This is a genomic window from Pseudomonas sp. SBT1-2, from assembly GCF_028640875.1.
GTDB classification, from domain to species: Bacteria; Pseudomonadota; Gammaproteobacteria; order Pseudomonadales; family Pseudomonadaceae; genus Aquipseudomonas; species Aquipseudomonas chlororaphis_I.
The window spans coordinates 33,899-58,248 of the sequence record NZ_JAQZAA010000044.1; the positions used below are offsets into that span (position 1 = coordinate 33,899).

Below are 24,350 nucleotides of genomic sequence, written 5' to 3' on the forward strand. Positions count from 1 at the left end.
CACCCCATGCCTGGCCAGGAGGCATGGGGTCTTCAGTTTTCGGTGATTGCGCTTATCGGACGCTGCTGCGCAGGCGCGCCATGTCCCGCAGCGGCGGGGCGCCGAACTGGCGGCTGTATTCGCGGCTGAACTGCGAAGGGCTTTCGTAGCCGACCCGGTAACCGGCGGCGGACGCCTCCAGCCCCTCGGTCAGCATCAGGCGCCGGGCTTCCTGCAGGCGCAATTGCTTCTGATACTGCAAGGGGCTCATGGCGGTCATGGCCTTGAAGCGGTGGTGCAGGGTCGACACGCTGAGGTTCACCCCGCGCGCCAGATCGTCGATGCGCAGCGGTTGCTCGTAGTTGCTGTTCAGCCATTTGATGGCCTGGCTGACCCGATGGCCCTGGCTGTTGGCGATGGCAATCTCATACAGCCGGTGGCCCTGAGGGCTGCGCAGCAGCCGGTAGAGAATCTCCCGACGAATCAGCGGCGCGAGCATGGCGATGTCTTTGGGCGTATCCAGCAGGCGGGTCAGGCGCAGCACGGCGTCGAGCATCGGCGTATCCAGGCGCTCCACATACAGGCCGCGGCCGACCGGACGGTTCGGTACCCCCAGCGGCCCGGCATCGGCGATCAGTGTGCTGATCTCGGCCGGGTCGATGTCCAGGCGCAGGGCCAGGACCGGTTCCAGCGGCGAGACATCGGCCAGACGCCCGCTCAACGGCATGGAAACCGAGACCACCAGGTAGTTGAGCGGGTCGTAGTTGAACTCCTCGTCGGCCAGCCGTACTTCCTTGCGACCCTGGGCCATGATGCACAGGGCCGGCTGGGCCAGCACCGAGGCGAAATCGTGGGAGTGGCTGTAGCGCGAGACGAACAGCGACTGGATCGCCGTGGCGTAGCTGCCGTCTTCGCCGGTGTTGCGCGCAATGATCCCGGCCAGCTCCGCTCGCTGTTTTTCCATCTCCGCATCCAGTGGCGGCTGCTGGGTTTCGAGCGATGACATGAAGGCCCCTCCGGGAAGATTGCGAATGGCCACAGCTTAAATTTGTGCAAGCGCCAGGGGTAGGCGAATCCTGCGTAAATCTTGCCTGATCCTGCCGCGCGTGCGCGTGTGAGCAGAGCCGGGTCCTGCACGCGGGCTGTCACTTGCTTGAAACAACGTTGTGGTTTTTTTCCGCAGCCAGGTCCGGCCTCGGTGTTGTCCAGCCAGGTTCGCAGGATTGTGCAATGCGCTGGCAGGAATCGACTAACGGCCGTTGCGCCGGACGCTTAATCTTGGATCCTGTCGCAGCCCGTCCCATGGCTGCCTCGACACCACCCTGGGAGGGTCGCACATGTCCACGCATATTCCCGTCAGCCACATGGCATTCGTTCGCGCCCGCGCCGGTCGCTCAACCGAGCTGGGTGCTCGCTTGAGCAGCCTGATCGAACCATCCCGCCAGGCCACAGGTTGCCTGCAGTTCGCCTTGCAGCATTCGCAGTGCGACGCTGATTTGTGGCTGGTCTCCGGATTCTGGAGCAGCCAGCAGGCAATGACCGATTACTTCTGTTCGCCGGCCATGGCGATATTCGCCGAGCTGGTCCAGGACCTGGTGGTCAACAGCCTGGATTTCCATACCTTCCGCGACGTCTCGGCGGCCCAGGCCGAAGGCGAATACGCACAACTGAACGGGGCACCGGTACACCAGCTGGCCAGCTGAGGGTTTAGAATGGCCGACTTTCCATTGGCCAGGACCAGCAACATGGCACGTAAAGAGTTTGCAGCATACGAAGCGGTTTCCGCCGTGGTTCCAGGTGAAGGGGGCTACAGCGCCGCCATCGCGGTCAAGGCCCTGGGTGGTTCAGGGGCACCGCGCTTTCACAAGATCCTGGACGACCAGAAATTCAAGACCGCCCATGACGCCGACCAGGCTGCCGCGCAGAAGCTTGAGCAGTTGATCGACGTGAACGAAGACGGCGAACTGGCCTGGGCAACGGCCTGATCCAGGTTGCCGATCTGAGAAGCTATCTGATCTGAAAAACTACCTGACCGCCCCCGGGCGGAACATCTTGAACAAGGCCTCTGGCCCCAGCTGGAAATAATCCGCCGGCCCGCCGCCGCGCAGAATCGGTTCTGCCGCGGCGGTGTCGTATATCCCATCCTTGAGCAGCCACTTGGCGATATGCACGGCGACCACTTCGCCGAGGATCAGCCAGCTGGGCACCAACTCCTGATCCGCGCGCTGCAGTTGAATGATCTGGGTGACCTTGCACTCGAAGGACACCGGGCTTTCGGCTACCCGCGGCACAGCAATCACTTTCGAGGCCACGGGCGTCAGCCCCGCCAGTTCGAACTCATTGACCTCGGCCGATACGGCGGCGCAGCTCTGGTTCATCTGCTCGGCCAGCGGGCGGGTGGCGAGGTTCCAGGCGAACTCGCCGGTCTGCTCGATGTTGTTCAGGCTGTCTTTGCGACCGACGCTGGAGAAACCGATGATCGGTGGAATGTAATTGAAGGCGTTGAAAAAACTGTAGGGCGCCAGGTTCAGCCGGCCTTGCGTGTCCTGGGAGGAAATCCAGCCGATCGGCCGCGGGCCGACGATGGCATTGAACGGATCATGGGGCAGGCCGTGGCCCTGGGCGGGTTCGTAGTAATGAATGTCTTCGGACATGACAGGCTCTTGCGCGGACAAAGAGGGGACGCTCGCCATAGTGCAAGCCATTGAACGTGAATGCCAGCTTGCGGCGCGCGGTTTTTCCCCGGGCCAGAAACACTAAGCCCGGCCGAAGCCGGGCTGCGGGACATCCCTGAGGGTTAGCCGATAGCGGCGGCAGTCCCGGTGCGATCGAAGCCGTCGGCAGCGATTGCGTCAGCGGTACCGGTGCGATCGAAACCATCGGAGGCGACTGCGCCAGCGGTGCCAGTGCGATCGAAACCATCGGAGGCGACTGCGCCAGCGGTACCGGTGCGATCGAAACCATCGGAGGCGACTGCGCCAGCGGTGCCGGTGTGATCGAAACCATCGGAGGCGACTGCGCCTGCGGTGCCAGTGTGGTCGAAGCCATCGGCAGCGATAGCGGCGGCGGTGCCGGTACGATCGAAACCGTCGGAAGCCAGGCTGGCGCTGGCCGAGCTGCCCGAGGTGAAAGTGGCCGAGCCAGTGCGGTCGTAACCATCGGCGGCGAAGGTGTTGGCAGCCAGTACGGAAAGGGTCAGGGCGAGGATCAGTTTGCTTTTCATGGTGGTCACTCCAGGTTCGTTGACGTTTTGTGCAGTGGGTGTGAAATGGATACTACGCCAGTTAATTTGATTAAAAAGCGTAAATAGGTGCTTAAAAATATCGATTAAATAGATGTTTGTGGCGTCAGGAACCACTGCATAAAGCCGCTTTGCTGCTTCTACTTCTACGTGTTTGACGCGCCGACACCGATTTCGATGGAGGCAGGATGCGGGCAGGGCATTAACCGATCATTAACCTGTCCGGGCCGTCGAAAAATCGTGATCAACGGTTTGATTGGCGGGGGCGGGAATGCTGGTGGCGATGAATGCCGGAGGGCTTGCTACGTGAGCTGGAGGGCAGGTCTTGATCGTTGAGCGGGCGGTGTTGCGGTGATTGCGGGCAAGTCGGATTGCCGCCCTCTCGCTCCTACAGAAGCACGCTTGCTCGCGATGGGTTTTTACCTGACAGCACAGCGCGAGGGCCTTGCACCCTCGCGCTTTTTTTGCCGGTCAGTCAGTCTCGATCCGCGAGTGTTTGCGGGTGTCTTTCATGGTGATGTAGACCAGCAGCGACACGGCGATGCAGGCGGTGACATACCAGTAGTAACCGGTTTCCATGCCGACGCTCTTGAACCACAGCGCGATGTATTCGGCGGTGCCGCCGAAGATCGACACAGTCAGCGCGTAGGGCAGGCCCACGCCCAGGGCGCGGATCTCGGTCGGGAACAGCTCGGCCTTGACCACCGCGTTGATCGAGGTGTAGCCGCTGACGATGATCAGCGCCGCCATGATCAGGAAGAACGCACCCCACCAGCTCTGGATGGTGTGCAGGGTGGTGAGGATCGGCACGGTGAAAAGAGTGCCGAGGATGCCGAAGGCGATCAGGATCGGACGTCGGCCGATCTTGTCCGACAGCGCGCCGATCACCGGCTGCAGGCACATGAACAGGAACAGGGTCGCCGCGGAAATGGTGGTGGAGTCGGAGATGCTCATGCCGACGGTGTTCACCAGGTATTTCTGCATGTAGGTGGTGTAGGTGTAGAAGGCCAGGGTGCCGCCCATGGTCAGGCCGACCACGGTCATCAGCTCTTTCGGATGACGCATCAGGGTGCGCATCAGGCTTTCTTTCGGCTTTTCCTTCTTCTTGGTGAAGGACTCGGTTTCTTCCATGCCGCGACGCAGGTACAGCGCGACGATCGCGCACAGGGCGCCGATGCCGAACGGAATGCGCCAGCCCCAGGATTGCAGCTCTTCGGTGGTCAGCACGTTCTGCAGCACGATCAGCACCGCCAGGGCGATGAGCTGGCCGGAGATCAGGGTCACGTACTGGAAGCTGGAGAAGAAGCCACGACGTTCCTTGGTCGCCATCTCGCTGAGGTAGGTGGCCGAGGTGCCGTATTCGCCGCCGACCGACAGGCCCTGCATCAGGCGCGCCAGGACCAGCAGGATCGGGGCGCCGACGCCGATGGTTTCATAGCCGGGAGTCAGGGCGATGATCAGGGAGCCGAAGCACATCAGCAGTACCGAGGCCATCAATGCGGCCTTGCGGCCCTTGCGGTCAGCGTAGAGCCCCATCAGCCAGCCGCCGATCGGACGCATCAGGAAGCCCACGGCGAAGATCGCAGCGGTGTTGAGCAGTTGTGCGGTGGTGTCGCCTTTGGGGAAGAAGACTTTGGCGAAGTACAGGGAGAAGGCGGCGTAGACGTACCAGTCGTACCACTCGACCATGTTGCCGACCGAACCGCTGAAGATCGATTTCAGACGACTGGCGGTGGTCTTTTCTTTGGCAGGCGCAGCTGCCGCCCCAAGAGGCAGGGTTTGCGAGTTATCCATGACGGATCCTTCATTTAATTGTTTTTGTGGAGCGCGCCGAAACGCAGCCTGCTGGGGCTATAGCAGGAGCTGTGCCAGGAGCCGAGAGGCCCGGTTTAGAAGGGTCTTGAGAATTCGATGAGCGGAAATCCGCTCATTGGCGAAGGTGCGTGAGCGGAAAGTTGCCGATGAGGGTGGTGTTGCTGAGGGCGTCTTCGCGAGCAAGCTCGCTCCTACAGAAGCTAGGTGATCCCTGTAGGAGCGAGCTTGCTCGCGATAGGACCTCGGGCCTCACTCCTCCCCGAGAAACATCTCCCGCGCCAGCCCATGGCGCTGCATCTTTTCATTGAAGGTGCGACGCGGCAGTTGCAGCTCATTGAGCACCGCCTTGATGTCGCCCTTGTGCCGGGTCAGCGCGGCCCGCAGGCATTGCGCCTCGAAGGCTTCCTGCTGCGCCGCCAGGGACTGGCCGGGGTCGATGGCTTCCGGCTCGGGCTCGCCCAGGCCGAGCACCTGGCGTTCGGCGACGTTGGCCAGCTCGCGCACGTTGCCCGGCCAGTCGTGGCTGAGCAGGCGGCTCAACTGCGCTCCGCTGAGGGGCGCGACGCTACGGCCCAGGCGCTCGGCGGCGGCATGGGCGAAGTGCTCGTACAGCAGCGGAATGTCCTCGCGCCGATCCCGCAGCGGCGGCAGGCGCAGCTGCGCGACGTTCAGGCGGTAGGCCAGGTCTTCGCGAAAGCGCCCGGCGCGGGCTTCGTCCAGCAGGTCCGGCTTGGTCGCGGCAATGATCCGCAGATCCACGGCAATGCTCTGGTTGGACCCCAGTCGCTCGAGCTTCTGTTCCTGCAGCACACGCAGCAGCTTGACCTGCTGGGCCAGCGGCATGCTTTCGATCTCGTCGAGGAACAGGGTGCCGCCGTCGGCGTATTCCAGCTTGCCGATGCGCTTGCCCTGGGCGCCGGTAAAGGCGCCGCTTTCATGGCCGAACAACTCGGCTTCGAACAGCTGCTCGGGAATCGCCGCGCAGTTCAGGGCGACAAAGGGCTTGTCGGCGCGCGGCCCGAAATCATGCAGGCAGCGGGCGACCAGTTCCTTGCCGCTGCCGGTCTCGCCGCGGATCAGCACGTTGACCGGCAGCGCGGCCAGGTCGACCACCTGGCGCCGCAGGGTCTGCAAGGCGCGGGATACGCCGAGCAGGGTGGAGTCGATTTTCTCCCGGGTATCGGCCTGTTCGTGCAGGCGCCGGTTCTCCAGGACCAGGCTGCGTTTGTCCAGGGCCCGGCGCAGGCTGCTCAGCAGGGTTTCCGGGCTGAAGGGTTTTTCCAGGAAGTCATAGGCGCCGTCGCGCATCGCTTCCACCGCCATCGGCACGTCGCCGTGGCCAGTCAGCAGGATCACCGGCAGGTCGGGGTCGCGTTGCTGCACCTGTTTGAGCAGCTCCAGGCCGCTGATGCCAGGCATGCGCACGTCGCTGAGGATCACCCCGGGGAAGTCCCTGGGCAGCCGGGCCAGGCAGTCCTCGGCGCGGCTGAACAGCTGCACCTCGAAGCCCGACAGGCTCAGCCATTGTTCGACGGCGGTACGAATACTGGCTTCGTCGTCGACCAGCATCACCGAATTCAACATGGGATATGCGCCTCCAGGTCGATGGGCAGGCTCAGGGTGAAGATCGCGCCCTGGCCTTGATTGCCGGCGCTCAGGCGCCCGCCCAGTTCGTGGACGATAGCGTAGGACACCGCCAGCCCCAGGCCCAGGCCGTCGCCCACCGGCTTGGTGGTGAAGAACGGATCGAAGACGTTCGGCAAGTGTTCTTCGGCGATGCCGCCACCGCTGTCGATGACGCTCAGGTTCCACAGCTGCTGGTCGGCTTCGAGGCGGATTTCCAGGTGCTTGAGGGGCTTGTCGTGCATGGCGTCCAGGGCGTTGCGCAGCAGGTTGATCAGCACCTGCTCCAAGCGTATGGCATCGCCGCGCACCCAGGCCGGGCGCGTCAGTTGCAGGCGCGTGTCGACCTGTTCGTCGCGCAGCCGGGTGTCCAGTAGTTGCAGGGCCTGGTCGACCACCGCCGCCAGGTCCAGGCGTTCACGCAGGCCGCTGGGGCTCTTGCGGGCGAAGGTTTTCAGGTGGCCGGTGAGGCTGGCCATGCGGGTCAGCATGTCGTCCAGCGGTTTCAGGGCCTGGTAGGCCTCGTCGACCCGCCCGTGATCGAGCAGCAGGCGCAGGGTGGCCAGCTGCATGCGCTGGGTGGTCAGCGGCTGGTTGATCTCGTGGGCCAGGGCCGCGGACATCTGCCCCAGGGCCGCCAGCTTGGCCGATTGCACCAGGCCGTCCTGGGCGGTGCGCAGGTCGCGGGTGCGTTCCTCGACCAGGCGTTCGAGCTCTTCGCGGCTGCGCTGGCGCAGCCTGGCCAGGCGCCAGCGCTGGTTGAGGAACAGCAGCAGGAACACCAGGGTCAGCCAGGCGCCGGCGGCGGCCAGGCCGGCGTTGCGTCGGTCTTCGAAGGCGATCTGTGGACGGCGCAGCAGGTGCAGGGTCCAGCCTTCGGTGGCCAGGGGCAGGGACTCCCACAGGTAGTCGACGCTGCCGTCCGGGCCCTCGACCCGGGTCAGCGTACTGTCGTCGTCAAAGCGCCGCAGCGGCCGGTGTTCAAGCGGGGTCAGCAATTGTTTGTCGTACTGCCGGGTGGCCTTGAGTTCGGCGCGGTCGCTGTCCGACAACGGGCGCAACTGGCGATAACGCCAGCCCGGCTGGTTGGCGATGAACACGATGCCACGGGCATCGCTGACCAGCAGGGTGTCGCTGCCCTGGCTCCATTCGCGTTCCAGTTCGGGAAACTCCAGTTTCACCACCATGGCGCCGAGGAACTGCTCCTGCTCGTCCTTGACCGCGCTGGAGAGGAAATAGCCGGGAATGCCGCTGGTGACACCCACCGCATAGAAGCGTCCGCTGCCCTGGCTGCGAGTCTGGCTGAAGTAGGGGCGAAAGCCGTAGTTGTGCCCGACGTAGCTGCTGGGCAGGCGCCAGTTGCTGGCGGCCACGGCGAGGCCGGTGTGGTCCAGCAGTTCCAGGGTGGAGGAGCGGGCGGCGCCGTTGATCCGTTCCAGTTTGCGGTTCAGGGCGTCCTGCTGTTCCGGGCCGACCGGGCCCTTGAGCGCCGAGCGCAGTTCCGGGTCCAGCGCCAGCACGGCGGGCAGGGCGCGGTAACGCTCGATCAGGGTATGCAGGGAGTTGGCGTACAACGCCAGTTGCTCGCTGGCGCGGGCGGCATCGTCTTCCAGCGCCTGACGTTCGGCATGGCGCATGGCGAAGGTCGCGCTGACCACGGCGCCGGCCAGAATCACCAGGGTATAGAAGGTCAAGCGCAGCGGGCGGGAGATCTGGACCATGAGTCAAGGGCAGGCTGAAAGGGGCAGGCAAGATAACATGCCTGTCCGAGGCTTCGTTGATCGTGGACAGCCCTGGCCCGGGCAGGCATGAAAAAGGCGGCGCTGCTCATCGAGCAACGCCGCCTTGGGTGACCGGCCGAAACGCTTACTGCACTTCTACCGCCAGGCTTTCACTGATCTTTTTCTGCCAGATGGCAGGACCGGTGATGTGCACCGACTCGCCTTTGCTGTCGACCGCGACAGTGACCGGCATGTCTTTGACTTCGAACTCGTAGATCGCTTCCATGCCCAGTTCGGCAAAGGCCAGGACCTTGGACTTCTTGATCGCCTGGGCCACCAGGTAGGCAGCGCCGCCGACGGCCATCAGGTACACGGCCTTGCTGTCCTTGATCGCTTCGATCGCAGTCGGGCCGCGCTCGGACTTGCCGATCATGCCCAACAGGCCAGTCTGCTCGAGGATCTGGCGGGTGAACTTGTCCATCCGCGTCGCGGTGGTCGGGCCAGCCGGGCCCACCACTTCGTCACCGACCGGATCGACCGGGCCGACGTAGTAGATGAAGCGACCCTTGAGGTCCACCGGCAGGGTTTCGCCCTTGTTCAGCATCTCGACCATGCGCTTGTGCGCGGCGTCGCGACCGGTGAGCATCTTGCCGTTGAGCAGGACGGTTTCGCCCGGCTTCCAGCTTTGCACTTCTTCCGGGGTCAGGGTGTCGAGGTTGACGCGACGGGCCGACGGACCGGCTTCCCAGACGATTTCCGGGTAGGCGTCCAGAGGCGGCGCTTCCAGGGACGCAGGGCCCGAACCGTCGAGCACGAAGTGCGCGTGACGGGTCGCGGCGCAGTTCGGGATCATGCACACCGGCAGCGAGGCGGCGTGGGTCGGGTAGTCCATGATCTTCACGTCGAGCACGGTGGTCAGGCCGCCCAGGCCCTGGGCGCCGATACCCAGCTGGTTGACCTTCTCGAACAGCTCCAGGCGCATCTCTTCGATACGGTTCTGTGGGCCGCGGGCCTTCAGCTCGTGGATGTCGATGGATTCCATCAACACTTCCTTGGCCATCACCGCGGCTTTCTCGGCGGTGCCGCCGATGCCGATGCCGAGCATGCCCGGCGGGCACCAGCCGGCGCCCATGGTCGGAACGGTCTTCAGCACCCAGTCGACGATCGAGTCGGACGGGTTGAGCATGGCCATCTTCGACTTGTTCTCGGAACCGCCGCCCTTGGCCGCCACGTCCACTTCCACGGTGTTGCCGGGAACGATGGAGTAGTGGATGACCGCCGGGGTGTTGTCCTTGGTGTTTTTACGAGCGCCCGCCGGGTCGGCGAGGATCGAGGCCCGCAAGACGTTTTCCGGCAGGTTGTAAGCGCGACGCACGCCTTCGTTGATCATGTCGTCCAGGCTCATGGTCGCGCCGTCCCAGCGCACGTCCATGCCCACGCGTACGAATACGGTGACGATACCGGTGTCCTGGCAGATCGGGCGGTGGCCGGTGGCACACATGCGCGAGTTGATCAGGATCTGCGCCATGGAGTCACGGGCCGCTGGCGATTCTTCGCGCAGGTAGGCTTCGTGCATCGCCTGGATGAAGTCCACGGGGTGGTAGTAGGAAATGAATTGCAGGGCGTCGGCAACGCTCTGAATCAGGTCGTCTTGCTTGATCACGGTCATGAGTCGCGCTCCTCTAAAAGACGGGAACATTTAATAAGGTGCTTGCAGCTTGGGTGCATCGGTCGGTTGCAAACACCTTCAAGGCACGCCGGACACACTGGCGCGACGCTAAAAAGGCGCGGCAGTATACCGCGCCTCGGGGCCAGGCACACGCGCCGGCAGTCAAACCAAAGTCGCATGCCCGGGACACGCCAGCCGGGGATGCCGCCAGGCATGACGGTGAGTGCGGCCCGGGGCGGGATGGCGCCGGGCGGGGACAAAAATGGGATAGTTATTTTTTGGCGACACCACTAAAGTGGCAAGTGGCCTGTAGGGTAGGAAACTCTTTAAAGCCCCCTTTCGCATGGTGAGTCAACGATTGACCCATAACGCTATCCAGAGTCTTTTACTCAAGCGCTTCGTTCTTGCGGCGGGTACCTATGGACTGGCGTTACTGCTGCTCTGGCTGGCGATTTTCAGTGGCTACTATTCGGCGCCGCTGCGTTCGGCGCTGATCGATACCGGCTTGGTGGTGCTGAGCCAGGCGGTGCTGTTCTGGCTGTTTGTGTCCGGGCGCAACCTGCGCTTTCGCGACCCGAGCCTGACCGAGATCCAGATCCTCCTGGGCATCGGCTGGCAGACCTGGATGCTGGCCCACCTCGATACCGCGCGCGGCACCTTCCTGGTGTTCTATCCGCTGATGCTGTTGTTCGGCCTGTTCCACCTTCCGCGCCGGGCCTTCGTGCGGTGCGCCCTGTGCATTTTCATCGGCTTTGCCGGGATCACGCTGTGGGACGGCTACCACTTCCGCCTGGCCGATCCGATGCTCGCCGTGCTGCAGGTGTGCGTGCTGTTCGTGGTGCTGGCCTGGCTGTGCCTGTATGCCAGCTATGTGCAGGCTTCCCGGCAGCGCATGCGGCAACGGCGCTTCGCCTTGCAGGCGCACCAGGACACCTTGCGCGGCATGATGCGACAACTGGAAGACCTGGTCGCCACCGACGAACTGACCGGCCTGTACAATCGACGGCATTTCCTGCGGCTGGCGTCGCGCGAACTGCACGCGATGAGCCTGGACCAGATGCATGGCCTGGCGCTGATCGACCTCGATCACTTCAAGCGGATCAACGACGTGCACGGCCATGCCGCCGGCGATCAGGTGCTGCAGGCGTTCGCCGCCGTGGCCAGCGCCTGCTTGCGCGATGGTGATGTATTGGCCCGCTACGGCGGCGAGGAGTTTGTCATGTTGTTGCCCGATTGCGATCCCGAACGCCTGACCTCCTGCTGTGAGCGTCTGCGCGTGGCCTTCATGGACGCCCAGTTGATCGGGGTCGAGGTGCATGGCCTGAGCCTGTCCGTGGGGATGACCCTGGTGGAGCTGGGCGACGATCTGGACGACGCCCTGCAACGCGCCGACCAGGCGCTGTACCGGGCCAAGCGCGACGGGCGCAACCGCTGCGCCGCGGCCTGGGAAAATATCGATGCCTGAGCTGCGTGTCGGTGAGCGGCAGTGGTCGGTGGCCGCCGGCAGCAATCTGCTCGATGCCTTGAATCAGGCTGGCGTGGCGGTGCCTTACAGCTGCCGTGCCGGCAGTTGTCACGCCTGCCTGGTGCACTGCGTCGAGGGCCTGCCCAGCGACAGCCGGCCCGATGCCCTGAGCGACGATCAGCGCCAGCGCGGCTGGCGGCTGGCCTGCCAGTGTCAGGTGGTGGAGGACCTGCGGGTCGAAACCTACGACCCGCTGCGCGATGGCGCGCCGGCCGAGGTGGTGGGCGTCGACTGGCTGTCGGCCACGGTGCTGCGCCTGCGCTTGCAGCCGGAGCGCAACCTGCGTTATCAGGCCGGCCAGCACCTGGTGCTGTGGACGGCCTCCGGCGTGGCGCGGCCGTATTCGCTGGCGAGCCTGCCCGGCGAAGACCGTTTTCTCGAATTCCACCTCGATTGCCGCCAGCCCGGCGAGTTCAGCGACGCGGCGCGCCAGCTCAAGCCCGGCGATGGTTTGCGCCTGGGCGAGCTGCGCGGCGGGGCGCTGCATTACGACCCGGACTGGCAAACCCGGCCATTGTGGCTGCTGGCGGCGGGCACCGGGCTGGCGCCCTTGTTCGGCATCCTGCGCGAGGCTTTGCGCCAGGATCATCAAGGCGCCATCCGCGTCATTCACCTGGCCCATGACGCCAGCGAACATTACCTGGCCAAGCCTCTGGCGGCGCTGGCGGCGAGCCGCGCCAACCTCAGTGTCGAGCTATGGACCGCGACCGAGCTGCCAGCGGCTTTGGCACAACTGCGGCTTGTTTCGCGGCAAACCCAGGCCTTACTCTGCGGGCACCCCGACAGCGTCGATGCCTTCGCCCGACGCTTGTATTTGGCGGGGCTGCCGCGCAATCAACTGCTGGCCGACGTATTCCTGCCCCGTGGTTGAGCGCTGATCCGGCCTGAGCGAGACCCCCATGACCGATACCATCCTGCTTGAACGCGAGGGCGGGCTGTTGACCCTGCGTCTGAACCGCCCGGACAAGAAAAATGCCCTGACCCGGGCCATGTACAGCCAGTTGGCCGAAGGACTGCGACAAGCCGACGCCGACCCTGAGGTCCGTGCGGTTCTGCTCAGCGGCAGCAGCGACTGCTTTACCGCCGGCAACGACATTGCCGACTTCCTCCAGCAGCCGCCCAGCGGGCTCGACAGCCCGGTCTTCCAGTTCATGCGCAGCCTGTTCGAATGCCGCAAGCCGGTGGTCGCCGCGGTCGCGGGCCCGGCCGTGGGGATTGGCACCACCCTGTTGCTGCATTGCGACCTGGTGTACGTCAGCCGCGATGCCCGCTTGCGCATGCCTTTCGTCAATCTCGGCTTGTGCCCGGAGTTCGGTTCCAGCCTGATCCTGCCGCGCCTGCTCGGGCCGGCCAGGGCCGCGGAGCTGTTGCTGCTGGGCGAAGGTTTCAGCGGTGAACAGGCGGCGCAGTGGGGCATTGCCAACCTGGCCTTGGCCGATGGCGTGGCGACCCTGGACAAGGCCCGGGAGATGGCGCTGCGTTTCGAGAAGCTGGCGCCGCAGGCGGTGCAGATCAGCAAGCAGCTGATGCGCACGCCCGATCGCGAACAACTGCGCAAGGTGATCGAGGAGGAGGGCACCCTGTTCACCCAGCGCCTGCATTCGCCGGAAGCACTGGCTGCCTTGTCGGGGTTTCTTGCCAAGGGCTGATTCCAGCCTTGTAGGAACGAAGCTTGCTCGCGATCGCGGGCAACGCGTTGTTTCTGGTGGACCGCGGTGTAGCTATCGCGGGCAAGTCGGATCGCCGCCCGCTCGCTCCTACAGGTTCGCAGGATCAATAAAAAAGCCCCGCAGTCTTCACTGCGGGGCTTTTTATTGTTGCATCAGGGGGACTCAGACCATCGGGTCGCCAACGTGCAGGATCTTCATGCCGTTGGTGCCGCCGGTGGTGTGGTAGCTGTCGCCCTTGGTCAGGATCACCCAGTCGCCTTTCTCCACGACGCCGCGCTTGACCAGCTCGTCGATGGCCTTCTGGCTGACTTCGCTTGGCGGCAGGGATGCCGGGTCGAACGGGATGGTGTAGACGCCACGGAACATCGCAGTGCGGGCCTGGGCTTCGCGGTGCGGGGTGAACGCGTAGATCGGCACCGAGGAGCGGATACGCGACATGATCAGCGGGGTGTAGCCGCTTTCAGTCAAGGCGATGATCGCTTTAACGCCCGGGAAGTGGTTGGCGGTGTACATGGTGGCCAGGGCAATGCTCTCGTCGCAGCGCTCGAAGGTCTTGCCGATGCGGTGGCTGGAGGTCTTGCTGGTCGGGTGTTTTTCCGCGCCGATGCAGATACGCGCCATGGCCTGGACCGCTTCGAGCGGGTAGGCGCCGGCGGCGGATTCGGCGGACAGCATCACGGCGTCGGTGTAGTCGAGCACGGCGTTGGCCACGTCGGACACTTCGGCGCGGGTCGGCATCGGGTTCTGGATCATCGACTCCATCATCTGGGTCGCGACGATCACCGCCTTGTTGTGGCGACGCGCGTGCAGGATGATTTTCTTCTGGATGCCCACCAGCTCGGCGTCGCCGATTTCCACGCCCAGGTCACCACGGGCCACCATCACGGCGTCGGAGGCCTTGATCAGGCCGTCGAGGGTTTCGTCGTTGGCCACGGCTTCGGCGCGCTCGATCTTCGCCACCAGCCAGGCGGTGCCGCCGGCTTCGTCGCGCAGTTGGCGGGCGTATTCCATGTCCGCGGCGTCGCGCGGGAAGGACACGGCCAGGTAGTCCAGGTCCATGGCCGCGGCCAGCTTGATGTCGGCCTTGTCTTTTTCGGTCAGGGCCGGGGCGGTCAGGCCGCCACCGCGACGGTTGATGCCCTTGTGGTCCGACAGCGGGCCGCCGATGGTCACGACGCAATGCAGTTCGGTGCTGGTGGCGGTTTCGACACGCATCACCACGCGGCCGTCGTCGAGCAGCAGCTCGTCGCCCACGCCGCAGTCCTTGACCAGGTCCGGATAGTCGATGCCGACGATGTCCTGGTTACCTTCGGTCAGCGGGTGGCTGGTGGAGAAGGTGAACTTGTCACCGATCTTCAGCTCGATGCGCTTGTTGGCGAATTTGGCGATACGGATCTTCGGGCCTTGCAGGTCACCCAGCAGCGCGACGAAGCGGCCATGCTTGGCGGCCAGGTCACGCACCAGCTTGGCGCGAGCCTTGTGCTCGTCCGGGGTGCCGTGGGAGAAGTTCAGGCGGGCGACGTCCAGGCCAGCCAGAATCAGCTGTTCGAGAACTTCCGGCGAGTTACTGGCCGGGCCAAGGGTAGCGACGATTTTGGTACGACGGACGGACATGCAAAGACTCCTGAGTTCAAGCGCAACGAGAGGCTACTATGGTCCGCAGCTGTAGTCATTGTTCGTTTGCACTACTTATTCGTTTGTTTCTTTAAACGAACATTCCTGAAGATTTTCCAACGCGGGTCGATAACGTGCACAAGACAGGAGAACCCCCATGCGATTCGTGCTCATTGCTGCCCTGGCCGTCAGTGTTGTCGGCTGTACCCGCTGGTCGATGGACCATCATCTGAATACCGCCTACCGCGCCTATGACGCCGGCAACTGCGAACGGGTGATGCTCGAACTGAGCCAGGTCGACCGCACGAGTCGCTCGCGCCCTTATATCCAGCCCGAGGTATCGATGCTGCGCGGACAGTGCCTGGAGCGGCAGAAGCTGTTCCTCGATGCGGCGCAGACCTATCAGTACATCATCACCGAGCACCCCAACAGCGAATACGCCTACCGCGCCCGCGCGCGCCTGGAAACCCTGCAGCAACTGGGGCATTTCCCTTCGCGCGGCAGCGCTCAAGCGCGTCCGACCGCGTTGTAACAATCGTCATCAGGCTATTGCTGATCCCGCATGAGCCTTGAGCTAACATCTGTGAGCCTGTTTTAGAGTATTGTTTCTAAAATGGGCCGACCGGGGCCGACAGTCCTCGGCGCGACGATGTTGAATGACCTTCTTGAATAGCGATGCATGACATGTTCACGGACCGGCGGATCGAGCGGCACCAGTTGCCGTGTTTTTTGAAAGTGTTCAATCGGCTGACCGATCGACCCATCGGTTATCTGGGCAACGTCTCCGAAGACGGCTTCATGTTGATCAGCCAGTTGCCGATGCTGATCGGCGCCGACTTCGAGTTGCGCCTGCAGGTGCCCGGCCGCGACGGCCAGCTGCAATCGATCGAGATCACTGCCTCCTGCCGCTGGTGCCATGAAGATGTCACGCCCCATCATTACGACACCGGCTTCGTGCTGCTGCGTTCGCCTCCCGAGTACCGCGAGCTGGTGACGGCCTTGCGCAGCTACTTCAGTTTCTACCCGTTGCAGACCTCCGCCTGACCGTTACAGCGTCCCGGCCTTTTTCCAGCTGAGGTAACGGGTCACCAGTTCCGCCCCCAGTTCACCCGGCCGCACATCGAGCAGGGCAACGCCCTGGGCGCTCAGGCGCTCATGCAGGTCGGCACGGGCATTCAGGTAATTGATCGTGCCGCAGTAAGTCAGGGCGTCGGGCAGGTTGTGCACGGGCGCCTGGTGCAGCTGATCGAGGACTTCCTCGCGCAGGCTGGCCACCAGTACCCGGTGCTGGCGCCCGAGGCGCTTGACCGCGGTCAGTAGTTCCTCGTCGTCCTCGTCCCGCAGATTGGTCACCAGCACCACCAGGGCCCGGCGTTTCTGCCGCGCCAGCAGCTCGCTGGCGGCGGCCTGGAAGTCGGCGCAGCGCTGGCTGCTGTCCAGGTCGTAGACGGCGTTGAGCAAGGCGCTCAACTGGCCCGCGCCCTTGACCGGCGCCAGGTAGCGGCGGCGTTCGCCGGCAAAGGTGCTCAGGCCCACCGCGTCGCCCTGGCGCAAGGCGACATAACTGAGCAGCAGGCAGGCGTTGAGCGCATGGTCGAAATGCGCCAGTTCACCGTCCTGGCTGCGCATGCGTCGGCCGCAGTCGAGCATGAAGACGATCTGCTGGTCGCGTTCGTCCTGGTACTCGCGGGCAATCGGCGTGCGTTGCCGGGCGGTGGCTTTCCAGTCGATCTGGCGCAGGCTGTCGCCTTCGCGAAACTCGCGCAGCTGGTTGAACTCCAGGCCCAGGCCACGACGCGGCTGTTGCCGTACGCCGATCTGGTTCAGCCAGTTGTCGACAGCCAGCAGCCGGGCGCCGTAGAGGCGGGCGAAATCCGGGTAGACGCGCGTGCTGTCGTTGAGCTTCAGCAACCGACGCGCCGACCACAGGCCCAGTGGGCTGGGCAGGCTGATCTCGCAGCGCTCGAAGTTGAAATGGCCGCGCTTGAGCGGACGCACCCGATAACCCAGCGCCTGCGACTGGCCCGGCTCCAGGAGCAGTGACTGCGGCAGGTATTCGAAGCCCAGGCCATCCGGCACATGATCGAACAGCTCCAGGGTCAGCGGCTGGGTAAAGTCGTGGCGAACCTCCAGGCGCACTTCGCTCCAGCGGCCCAGGGGCAGGCTGCCGGGCAACTGGCGTCGGAGCTGGGGCGAAGGCAGGCGCCTGAGCCGGAAGGCGTCCAGCATGGCCAGCAGCAACAGGGCCAGGAGCAGGCCCCAGGCAATCGCTTGCAGGCTGGCGGCGACCGCCAGGCCGTAGGCGCGCGCGGCGCCGAGCAGCACGTCCAGCGCCAGCAATACGCCAAGCCAGGTCAGAAACAGGCGTGTGGGTTTCATCGCTTCGGCGGGCTCGCAGTCATGAAGCTCATAGTCATGAAACTCAAGGTCACAAAGCTCACAGTCGCGGTGCCGGCACTTGATCGAGCAGTTGCTTGAGCACCTGCTCCACCGACAGGCCTTCGATATCCAGCTCCGGGGCGATCCGCACGCGATGGCGTAGCACCGCCAGGGCGCAGCCCTTGATGTCGTCCGGAATGACGAACTCGCCGCCGCGCAGCAAGGCCCTGGCCCGCGCCCCGCGGACCAGGGCGATCGACGCGCGCGGCCCGGCGCCGAGGGTCAGCCCAGGCCAGCTGCGGGTGGCCCGGGCCAGCCGCACGGCATAGTCGAGGACCTGCTCGTCCAGCGGCAGGTCGCTGGCGATCCGCTGCAGGGCCAGCACGTCCTTGGCCTGCAGCAGGGTACGCAGCGGCTGCACGTCGAGCATGTCGGCCCGGGGCGAGCGGGTGACCTGGCGGACCATGTTCAATTCCTCGTCGCTGTCCGGGTAATCCATGCGCAGCTTGAGCATGAAACGGTCGAGTTCGGACTCCGGCAGCGGGTAGGTGCCTTCCTGTTCGATCGGGTTCTGCGTGGCCAGGACCATGAAGGGCTGGGCGATGGGCAGTGCCCGGCCCTCGAGGGTGACCTGGCGTTCCTGCATGGCTTCGAGCAGGGCGGCCTGGGTCTTGGCCGGCGCGCGGTTGATCTCGTCGGCCAGCAGCAGGTTGGTGAACAAGGGGCCCTTGCGCAGCTTGAACTGCTCAGTCTGCAGGTCGTAGACCGCATGGCCGGTGACATCGCTGGGCATCAGGTCCGGGGTGAACTGGATGCGCGCGAACTCGCCGCCAAAGCAACGGGCCAGGGCGCGTACCAGCAAAGTCTTGCCCAGCCCCGGCACGCCTTCGAGCAGCACATGGCCGCCGGCGATCAGGGCGGTGAGCACGTCGTCGATCACCGCGTCCTGGCCGATCACGACCTTTTGCAGCTCGTGGCGCAGGGCCTGGGCCAACTGGCTGGCGCGCTGGCGTTGCTGGGCGGCATGCGCTTGCGCATGACCGGGCTCGGTGGCGGGAAGCGGTTCGGCGGGGAGGTCGCTCATAGGGCATTCCTGAGAGTTTGCAGGTGGGTGACCAGGCGGCTGAAGTCGGCGCTGGAAAGGCGTTGTGTCGGCTGGGGAGCCAGGGCCTGGCTGATGACGCTGTCCGGTTGCCGGGTGAGGCGGGCCAGTACCTGCCCTTGTTCGGCGGCGGTGAGTCGTTCGAAACCGGGATGCCGATGCTGGGCGCGGCGCAGGATGTCCTGGCGCAGGGCGTGCAGCAGTCCTTGCTGGCCGGTATGGCGCAGCAGGAAGTGGGCGCTGGCTTGCAGGTGCTCGCGCAACTGGCGCCGGGCCCTGGGGGCCGGGGCCTGCATCGGCCCGTGACGAACCCCGACATGCCACAGCCACAGGCCGAGCAGCGCCGCCAGGGCGACCAATGCCTGGGGGAAATACTTCAGCAGCAGGCTCCAGAGGCTGTCGTGATCGGTGTCGAACAGCAGGGTGACGTCGCTGTCGGCGCTCAGGTACCAGAGCAGCCAGGCGTTGTCGTACTTGGCGATGAGTGGGGTCTTCCAGATCTCGGCATCGGTGAGCACGGTAACCGAACCCTTGCCATAGCTCAGTTGCATCATGTGGGTCGCCCGGGCGCTGTTGGCCCAGGACTGGGCGAGGTTGTCCGGGTCTTCCAGGTGGAAGTCGGTATCGAAACCGATGTAGGCCGGCGCGTCTTCGTCTTCCAGGTAGAGCTTGGTCAGTTTCGGGTAAGGCTCTTTGCCGGCGCCGGGCGGCGGGGCTTTGAGGTCCTTGCTGAGAAACTGGCGCAGGTGCAGGCGATCGAGCAGCAGGTCGCCGCTGCGTCCGGCCTCTTTATTCCACAGTGCTTCGGCGACGAACAGCAGGCGCCCGCCAGCCCGGGCCCAGTCCAGCAGGTGCTCGACCTGCTGCGGCGTCATGTTCGAGCGCTCGCCCAGCAGCAACAGGCTGTGCTGTTCCGGCTTGAGGGTCGGCAGCACCTCCAGGCCGTTGGCGTGGTGGACCTGCAAGCCGCGCTGGCGCAGGAACATTTCCGCCGCCAGGTAAGGGTTGGCGCGGGCTTGCGGGGAGGGGCCGTGATCGATGGTTTCCTGATAGGGCCGGGCGTTGAGGTAGAGGTACAGCAGCAAGCCGCCGAGCAGGCCGGCGATCAGCAGCGCGAGCAGCGGCAGCAGGCGCCGGTTCATCGTGGGGCTCCCGGGCCGAACAGGGTCCGCCAGCCATCGCACAGTTCCTGCCTCAACTGCGCGGGAGGCAGGCGATGACCGTAGGCCAGGTTCTGCCAGTGCAGGGTCAGGCTGTTGCTGAACGCCTGGAGCTGGGGCAACTGCAAGGCCTTGACCTGTTCGAGGACCTGGCCCTCGGTGTCCGCCGGTTTCAGCGGCAGGCGAAAGTCATGCAGCAGCCGGCTCAGCAGCGCGCGGTACAACAGCCCGAGGGCTTCGCGTGGCTGCTGTGGCCAGAGCGCTTCGGCTGCGCTGGCGACATCCTCGGGCAAGGCGTCGGGGTTGAGGTCCAGGCCGAACAACTGTTGCGGAGCGGCGCGCGCGGGGATCTTGCCAGGCAGCGCTCGACGGCCGACAAAGGCCCGCAACCACTCGCGATGACGCCACACCAGCAAGGCCAGCGCTCCCAGCAGCAGGGCCCAGAGCAGGATCTCCAGGGCCTTGGCCGCGGCGCCGAAGACGCTGCTGTCGAGCCGATCGATCAGGGCCTTGAGCCAGCCCGGCAGCTCGGATTGTTCAGCGCTTTTCGGGCTGTCTTCGGCGAACCGGTAACGGGTCACGGTCTGCGGGTTCTTGAAGGGCGGCTGGTCGAGGATCTGGTCGATGCTGTCTTTCGCGGCCTGGCTGGTCAGCGGTTGCTCCAGCAGGCGCGGGCTGTCGGGGGTGGCGAGCGGCTCGGCGGCCCAGGCCTCGGGCGCCAGGGGCAGCAGGCTCAGGCTGCCCAGGACCAGCAGCACGGCGACGCCGCTCAAGCGCTGGCGCAGGCGGCGCAGCACCAACTCGATGTCCCAGGCTTCCAGCAGCGTGCGGCGATTGAGGTAGAGGCTGAAGCCGCAGGCGACGTACACCGGCTCCCAGACAATCAGGATCAGCGCATAAAAGGCGTTGGTCAGGTGTTCGAGCCAGAGCCAGTCCTGCTCGGCGGCGGCGATCAACGTCTGCCAGTCCCAGTCCAGCTCGATCTGCTGCGGCAGCAGCAGATAGAACAGCGCCAGCAGGCCGATCCACAAAACACCTTCCAGGTGCACGCCGATCAGGGTCAGCCAGTGCGCGGCCCCGGCATAACGCTGTTGCAGCACCCGCACCCGTTGCTGGCGCGCCTCGCCGCTCAGGCCCTCGAGCTGCACCACGGGCATGATGAAGCTGCGGCTCAGGCTCAGGCGCCGCCAGGTCAGGCTGGCCAGCAGTTGCGGCTTGAGCAGCCTGGGCCATTGACGCAGGGCCTGGCGCAAGGTCGGGGTTTCGCCGAACAGGGCCTTGGCGAGGATGTACAGCGGCAGCCGTTCGAAGGCCGGCTTGAGCCACCAGAACAGCAGCAGGGCGAGGGTGGGCGAGTCCCAGAGCAGCAGGCTGAGCAGGGCGAATACCGGCAGGGTGATCAGCGCCCAGCTGGTCATCAGCAGGCGCCGGTGGCGCTGGCTCAGCAGCACGCCCAGGTCCATGGCTTCCCAGGTGGTGCGCGGGCGAATCACCACGCTGGCTTCACTCAGGCGCATGACGGCGTCCAGCGAATATCAGGTAGGCCAGGACCAGCAGCCAGCAGGTGCCGCCGACCAGGTATTTGATCCAGAGCGCCGGCCAGGTCAGGGAGGACCAATAGGCTTCGATGAACGCGGCGATCAGCAGGAACAGGATGACCCCGCAGATCAACCGCACGCTGGTGCGCGCGGCCAGCAGCAAGGCTTCGCCGCGGGGCAGGCGCCCGGGGGCGATCAGCGACCAGCCCATTTTCAGCCCCGCCGCGCCGGCCAGGGCGATGGCGCTGAGCTCGAAGGCGCTGTGGCCGACGACAAACGACCAGAAGGTGGCGCCATAGCCGATCTGGGTCAGGTGGCCGGCCACCGCGCCGATGGTCAGGCCGTTGAAGAACAGGAAGAACAGGCTCCCCAGGCCAAACAACAGGCCGCTGGCAAAGGTCTGAAAGGCGATGCCGATGTTGTTCATGATGTAGTAGCCGAACATCATCCAGTCTTCGCCGGCGGCCCGGTTGGCGAGGCGGCCCAGGCGACTGGCGTCCGGATCGTAGAGGCGTTGCATTTCGGCCACCTGTTGCGGGCTGACCACGCTGTAGATCAGTTCGGGCACCAGGTACACCAGCAGGCCGATACCCAGCAGGCTGCCAAAGAACACCAGGCTGGCGGCCAGGACGAAGCGCCACTGTTCGCGCACCAGTTGCGGGAAACCGGCCAGGATGAAGCCCAGGACCCGGGCGCCCAACGGGCTGCGTTGGCGATAGAGCTGCTGATGGCCACGTAGCGCCAACTGCTGCAGCGGGTCGACCAGGAAACTGCTGTAGCCGCGCTCCTGGGCCAGGGCCAGGTGCTGGCACAAACGGCGGTAATCCTCAGGGAAGCGGGCGCAGGTCTCGGGCGTCGCCTGGCCGCGCTCCAGTTGCTCGAGCTGTTCGCGCAGGCGCTGCCACAAGGCTTGATGACGGCTTTCGAACAGGCTCTGTTTCATGTCGGCCCCAGCAGCCCGCGGGCAATACCGTTGAGTTCGGCACTGGCCTGCGCCGGCGTTACATGCAGGGGCTCGGCGAGCAGGGCGGCCAGTTCCTGGACCCGCTGCGCGGACAGTTGCTCCTGGCGTTCGGCGAAGCTGAGGATAGCCCGCTGTTCGGCCAGGCTCAGGGCGAAGGCGGCGGTTTTGGCGGGCACGGCCGGCAAGGTTGGGCGGACCACCGGCTGCTCGCGATAGATCACCAGCGTGCCGGCGGCCAGGTCACCGAGGCGCTTGAAGGTCGGGTGCTGCAAACAGCTGATGGCGCCGAGGAAATAACCGAACGGCAGCATGTCGACAAAACGCAGCAGGTTGCGGGTCAGGGAAGGGCCCCAGCCGATCGGCGTGCCATCGTCCTGCACGACCCGCAGGCCCATCAGTTGCTTGCCGGGCGAGCGGCCCTGGTTCAACACCTCGAACAGCACCATGTACCACCAACTGACCAGAAACAGCAGGATCGAGCCCAGCCCCATGCCGAGCTGTCCGAGAAACCCCAGGACAATAAACAGTACGCCGAGGATCAGGCCGCGAAAGCCCAGGTCGATGGCAAAGGCCAGGGCGCGCGACATCAGCCCCGCCGGCCGCAGCGGCAGGTCGATGCCTTCTGGCGTTTCGACCTGGTAGCGAGTGTCCAGTGGCGGGGGCAATGCTTTCCCTGGCAGTGCTGTCGTCTCGAGCATAGGCAACGTGAGGCTGGCCTGGTGGCGATGAATGACCGCCTGATGCTAGCAGTGTCGGAGGGGCGAACGACATCATTAACTGTCCCGCGTGACGTGCGCCGTTACCCTTGAATCGCAAGAAGGCTGGCCGCGGCCGGTGCCAAGCGCCTAGACTTTGCCGGTCTTTTGCTCAGGAACAGCCCGTGACTTCCATCTTCTGGTACGACTACGAAACCACCGGCATCAACCCGCGCAGCGATCGGCCGTTGCAGGTGGCAGGGATTCGCACCGACTTCGAACTCAACGAGATCGGCGAGCCGGTCAATCTCTATTGTCAGCCCAGCGACGACATCCTGCCCCATCCGGCGGCCTGCATGATCACCGGCATTACCCCGGGCCGGCTGGCCGAGCAGGGGCTGAGCGAAGCCGATTTCATGACCCGGGTGCACGCCCAGCTGGCGGCGCCGGGCACCTGTGGCGCCGGCTATAACACTCTGCGCTTCGACGATGAGATGACCCGCTACAGCCTGTACCGGAATTTCTTCGACCCTTATGCCCGCGAGTGGCAAGGCGGCAACAGCCGCTGGGACCTGATCGATGTGGTGCGCACCGCCTATGCTTTGCGCCCGGAAGGAATCGTCTGGCCACGGGACGAGGAAGGGCGGGTGACCCTGAAGCTGGAGCGCCTGACCGCCGCCAATGGCATCGATCACGGGCATGCCCACGAAGCGCTGTCCGATGTGCGCGCCACCATTGCCTTGGCCAAGTTGATTCGCGACAAACAGCCGAAGTTGTATGAATGGCTGTTCCAGTTGCGCAGCAAACAGAAGGTCATGGACCAGATCCGCCTGCTGCAACCGCTGGTGCATATTTCCGGACGCTTTTCCGCGGCGCGCAGTTATGTCGGCGTGGTCCTGCCGCTGGCCTGGCACCCGCGCAATCGCAACGCCCTGATTGTCTGCGACCTGCACCTGGACCCGCAGGGATTGCTCGACCTGGACGCCGAGACGCTGCGCCAGCGCCTGTATACCCGCCGCGAAGACCTGGCCGAAGGCGAGCTGCCGGTGCCGTTGAAGCTGATCCATATCAACCGCTGTCCGGTCGTCGCGCCGCTGAATGTATTGCGCGGCGAAGACCAGCAGCGCTTGCAACTGGACATGGCGGAATATAAGGCCCGGGCGCTGCGGCTAAGTGACGCACAAGAAGTTTGGCGGGATAAACTTGCGGCGATTTATGCCAGCGAGGATTTTGCTCCCAGCCTCGATCCCGAGCAGCAGTTGTACGACGGTTTTATCGGTGATCGCGACCGACGCTTATGCGAACAAGTGCGCAATGCCGAGCCGGTTCATTTAGGGCAAGAGCAATGGCCGTTCGATGATGAACGTTTGCCGGAATTATTATTTCGTTATCGCGCCCGTAACTTTCCTGACACCTTGAACGGGGAGGAGCAAGAGCGCTGGAAAACATTCTGTCAGCAGCGTCTGTGCGACCCGCAGTGGGGAGCGCCCAATACCCTGGAAAGTTTCAATCAGGCGGCTGCCGAACTACTGGCGAGTGCTACATCGATTCAGCGTCAGGTGCTGGATGAATGGCAGGATTACAGCCGGTCGCTGGCCCTGCGCTTCGGCCTTTGATTGTTCGGCTTAGAACATTTCGGGTATTTGCCGGAAATA

Annotated in this window: 22 protein-coding genes; 8 read left to right on the top strand and 14 right to left on the bottom strand. The window is 64.6% G+C overall.

Annotated elements, in window-relative coordinates; all coding sequences use genetic code 11:
- Positions 1–52: 52 nt before the first annotated feature.
- Positions 53–985 carry an AraC family transcriptional regulator gene (locus PVZ78_RS03895; protein ID WP_009050511.1) on the bottom strand — a complete coding sequence of 311 codons (933 nt, stop codon included), beginning with the start codon at positions 983–985 and terminating at the stop codon, positions 53–55.
- A 331-nt stretch (positions 986–1,316) separates the two neighbouring features.
- Here PVZ78_RS03895 and PVZ78_RS03900 point away from each other — a divergent pair, with 331 nt between their 5' ends.
- Together PVZ78_RS03900 and PVZ78_RS03905 are read left to right on the top strand one after the other, a co-directional pair.
- Positions 1,317–1,682, top strand: a complete 366-nt coding sequence (locus PVZ78_RS03900; protein WP_009050510.1) for an antibiotic biosynthesis monooxygenase family protein — start codon at positions 1,317–1,319, stop codon at positions 1,680–1,682.
- 9 nt (positions 1,683–1,691) lie between these two features.
- Positions 1,692–1,964 (top strand): hypothetical protein, encoded by a 273-nt coding sequence (locus PVZ78_RS03905; RefSeq protein ID WP_009050509.1) that lies wholly within the window; start codon positions 1,692–1,694, stop codon positions 1,962–1,964.
- Between the two features lie 39 nt (positions 1,965–2,003).
- Here the strand turns inward: PVZ78_RS03905 and PVZ78_RS03910 are convergent, their stop codons facing one another.
- The 6 genes from PVZ78_RS03910 to PVZ78_RS03935 all read right to left on the bottom strand — a co-directional run bounded on the left by PVZ78_RS03910 (position 2,004) and on the right by PVZ78_RS03935 (position 10,048).
- The gene (locus PVZ78_RS03910; protein ID WP_028683257.1) at positions 2,004–2,633 is read right to left on the bottom strand and encodes a flavin reductase family protein; all 630 of its coding nucleotides are present in this window, start codon (positions 2,631–2,633) and stop codon (positions 2,004–2,006) included.
- Positions 2,634–2,776: 143 nt separating this feature from the next.
- The gene (locus PVZ78_RS03915; RefSeq protein WP_273828252.1) at positions 2,777–3,202 is read right to left on the bottom strand and encodes a hypothetical protein; all 426 of its coding nucleotides are present in this window, start codon (positions 3,200–3,202) and stop codon (positions 2,777–2,779) included.
- A 489-nt stretch (positions 3,203–3,691) separates the two neighbouring features.
- On the bottom strand, positions 3,692–5,014 hold the full coding sequence (locus PVZ78_RS03920; RefSeq protein ID WP_009050506.1) for an MFS transporter: 1,323 nt from the start codon (positions 5,012–5,014) through the stop codon (positions 3,692–3,694).
- A gap of 270 nt (positions 5,015–5,284) precedes the next feature.
- Entirely contained in the window at positions 5,285–6,619 is a 1,335-nt protein-coding gene (locus PVZ78_RS03925; protein ID WP_273828253.1) for a sigma-54-dependent transcriptional regulator, read from the bottom strand.
- Positions 6,613–8,379: an ATP-binding protein gene (locus tag PVZ78_RS03930; protein WP_028683254.1), complete on the bottom strand. Its 1,767-nt coding sequence runs from the start codon at positions 8,377–8,379 to the stop codon at positions 6,613–6,615. The genes PVZ78_RS03925 and PVZ78_RS03930 overlap by 7 nt, the downstream gene beginning before the upstream one ends.
- Positions 8,380–8,524: 145 nt before the next feature.
- Positions 8,525–10,048 (bottom strand): fumarate hydratase, encoded by a 1,524-nt coding sequence (locus PVZ78_RS03935; RefSeq protein ID WP_007931196.1) that lies wholly within the window; start codon positions 10,046–10,048, stop codon positions 8,525–8,527.
- Between the two features lie 358 nt (positions 10,049–10,406).
- Between PVZ78_RS03935 and PVZ78_RS03940 the strand changes: the two genes are divergently transcribed.
- The 3 genes from PVZ78_RS03940 to PVZ78_RS03950 are packed head-to-tail and all read left to right on the top strand — an operon-like array spanning position 10,407 to position 13,222.
- Positions 10,407–11,513: a GGDEF domain-containing protein gene (locus tag PVZ78_RS03940; protein ID WP_273828254.1), complete on the top strand. Its 1,107-nt coding sequence runs from the start codon at positions 10,407–10,409 to the stop codon at positions 11,511–11,513.
- Entirely contained in the window at positions 11,506–12,444 is a 939-nt protein-coding gene (locus PVZ78_RS03945; RefSeq protein ID WP_009050501.1) for an iron-sulfur-binding ferredoxin reductase, read from the top strand. The genes PVZ78_RS03940 and PVZ78_RS03945 overlap by 8 nt, the downstream gene beginning before the upstream one ends.
- Before the next feature lie 28 nt (positions 12,445–12,472).
- On the top strand, positions 12,473–13,222 hold the full coding sequence (locus PVZ78_RS03950; RefSeq protein WP_009050500.1) for an enoyl-CoA hydratase-related protein: 750 nt from the start codon (positions 12,473–12,475) through the stop codon (positions 13,220–13,222).
- 183 nt (positions 13,223–13,405) lie between these two features.
- On the opposite strand, the gene pyk is transcribed toward PVZ78_RS03950, so the two are convergent.
- Complete coding sequence (gene pyk / locus PVZ78_RS03955) at positions 13,406–14,857, bottom strand: pyruvate kinase (protein WP_009050499.1); 1,452 nt, start codon at positions 14,855–14,857, stop codon at positions 13,406–13,408.
- A gap of 157 nt (positions 14,858–15,014) precedes the next feature.
- On the opposite strand from pyk, the gene PVZ78_RS03960 reads away from it, so the two are divergent.
- Both PVZ78_RS03960 and PVZ78_RS03965 read left to right on the top strand, forming a co-directional pair.
- The gene (locus PVZ78_RS03960; protein WP_038634706.1) at positions 15,015–15,389 is read left to right on the top strand and encodes a hypothetical protein; all 375 of its coding nucleotides are present in this window, start codon (positions 15,015–15,017) and stop codon (positions 15,387–15,389) included.
- A gap of 152 nt (positions 15,390–15,541) precedes the next feature.
- Positions 15,542–15,901 carry a PilZ domain-containing protein gene (locus PVZ78_RS03965; RefSeq protein WP_009050497.1) on the top strand — a complete coding sequence of 120 codons (360 nt, stop codon included), beginning with the start codon at positions 15,542–15,544 and terminating at the stop codon, positions 15,899–15,901.
- Positions 15,902–15,904: 3 nt separating this feature from the next.
- Here PVZ78_RS03965 and PVZ78_RS03970 read toward each other — a convergent pair whose 3' ends face one another.
- Genes PVZ78_RS03970 through PVZ78_RS03995 form a run of 6 tightly spaced genes read right to left on the bottom strand, consistent with a single transcriptional unit; the run spans position 15,905 to position 22,698 of the window.
- A complete protein-coding gene (locus PVZ78_RS03970) occupies positions 15,905–17,236 on the bottom strand; it encodes a DUF58 domain-containing protein (RefSeq protein ID WP_028683251.1) in 1,332 nt (443 codons plus the stop codon).
- A 58-nt stretch (positions 17,237–17,294) separates the two neighbouring features.
- A complete protein-coding gene (locus tag PVZ78_RS03975; protein WP_103331432.1) occupies positions 17,295–18,320 on the bottom strand; it encodes an AAA family ATPase in 1,026 nt (341 codons plus the stop codon).
- Entirely contained in the window at positions 18,317–19,480 is a 1,164-nt protein-coding gene (locus tag PVZ78_RS03980; RefSeq protein ID WP_009050494.1) for a DUF4350 domain-containing protein, read from the bottom strand. The genes PVZ78_RS03975 and PVZ78_RS03980 overlap by 4 nt, the downstream gene beginning before the upstream one ends.
- On the bottom strand, positions 19,477–21,015 hold the full coding sequence (locus PVZ78_RS03985; RefSeq protein WP_009050493.1) for a DUF4129 domain-containing protein: 1,539 nt from the start codon (positions 21,013–21,015) through the stop codon (positions 19,477–19,479). Before PVZ78_RS03985 ends, PVZ78_RS03980 begins: the two co-directional genes overlap by 4 nt.
- Positions 21,002–21,979, bottom strand: coding sequence for a stage II sporulation protein M (locus PVZ78_RS03990; protein WP_009050492.1), 978 nt, complete (start codon positions 21,977–21,979; stop codon positions 21,002–21,004). The genes PVZ78_RS03985 and PVZ78_RS03990 overlap by 14 nt, the downstream gene beginning before the upstream one ends.
- Positions 21,976–22,698, bottom strand: a complete 723-nt coding sequence (locus PVZ78_RS03995) for an RDD family protein (protein ID WP_009050491.1) — start codon at positions 22,696–22,698, stop codon at positions 21,976–21,978. The genes PVZ78_RS03990 and PVZ78_RS03995 overlap by 4 nt, the downstream gene beginning before the upstream one ends.
- A 182-nt stretch (positions 22,699–22,880) precedes the next feature.
- Between PVZ78_RS03995 and sbcB the strand changes: the two genes are divergently transcribed.
- Positions 22,881–24,311 carry an exodeoxyribonuclease I gene (gene sbcB / locus PVZ78_RS04000; protein ID WP_124314277.1) on the top strand — a complete coding sequence of 477 codons (1,431 nt, stop codon included), beginning with the start codon at positions 22,881–22,883 and terminating at the stop codon, positions 24,309–24,311.
- Positions 24,312–24,350: the final 39 nt, after the last annotated feature.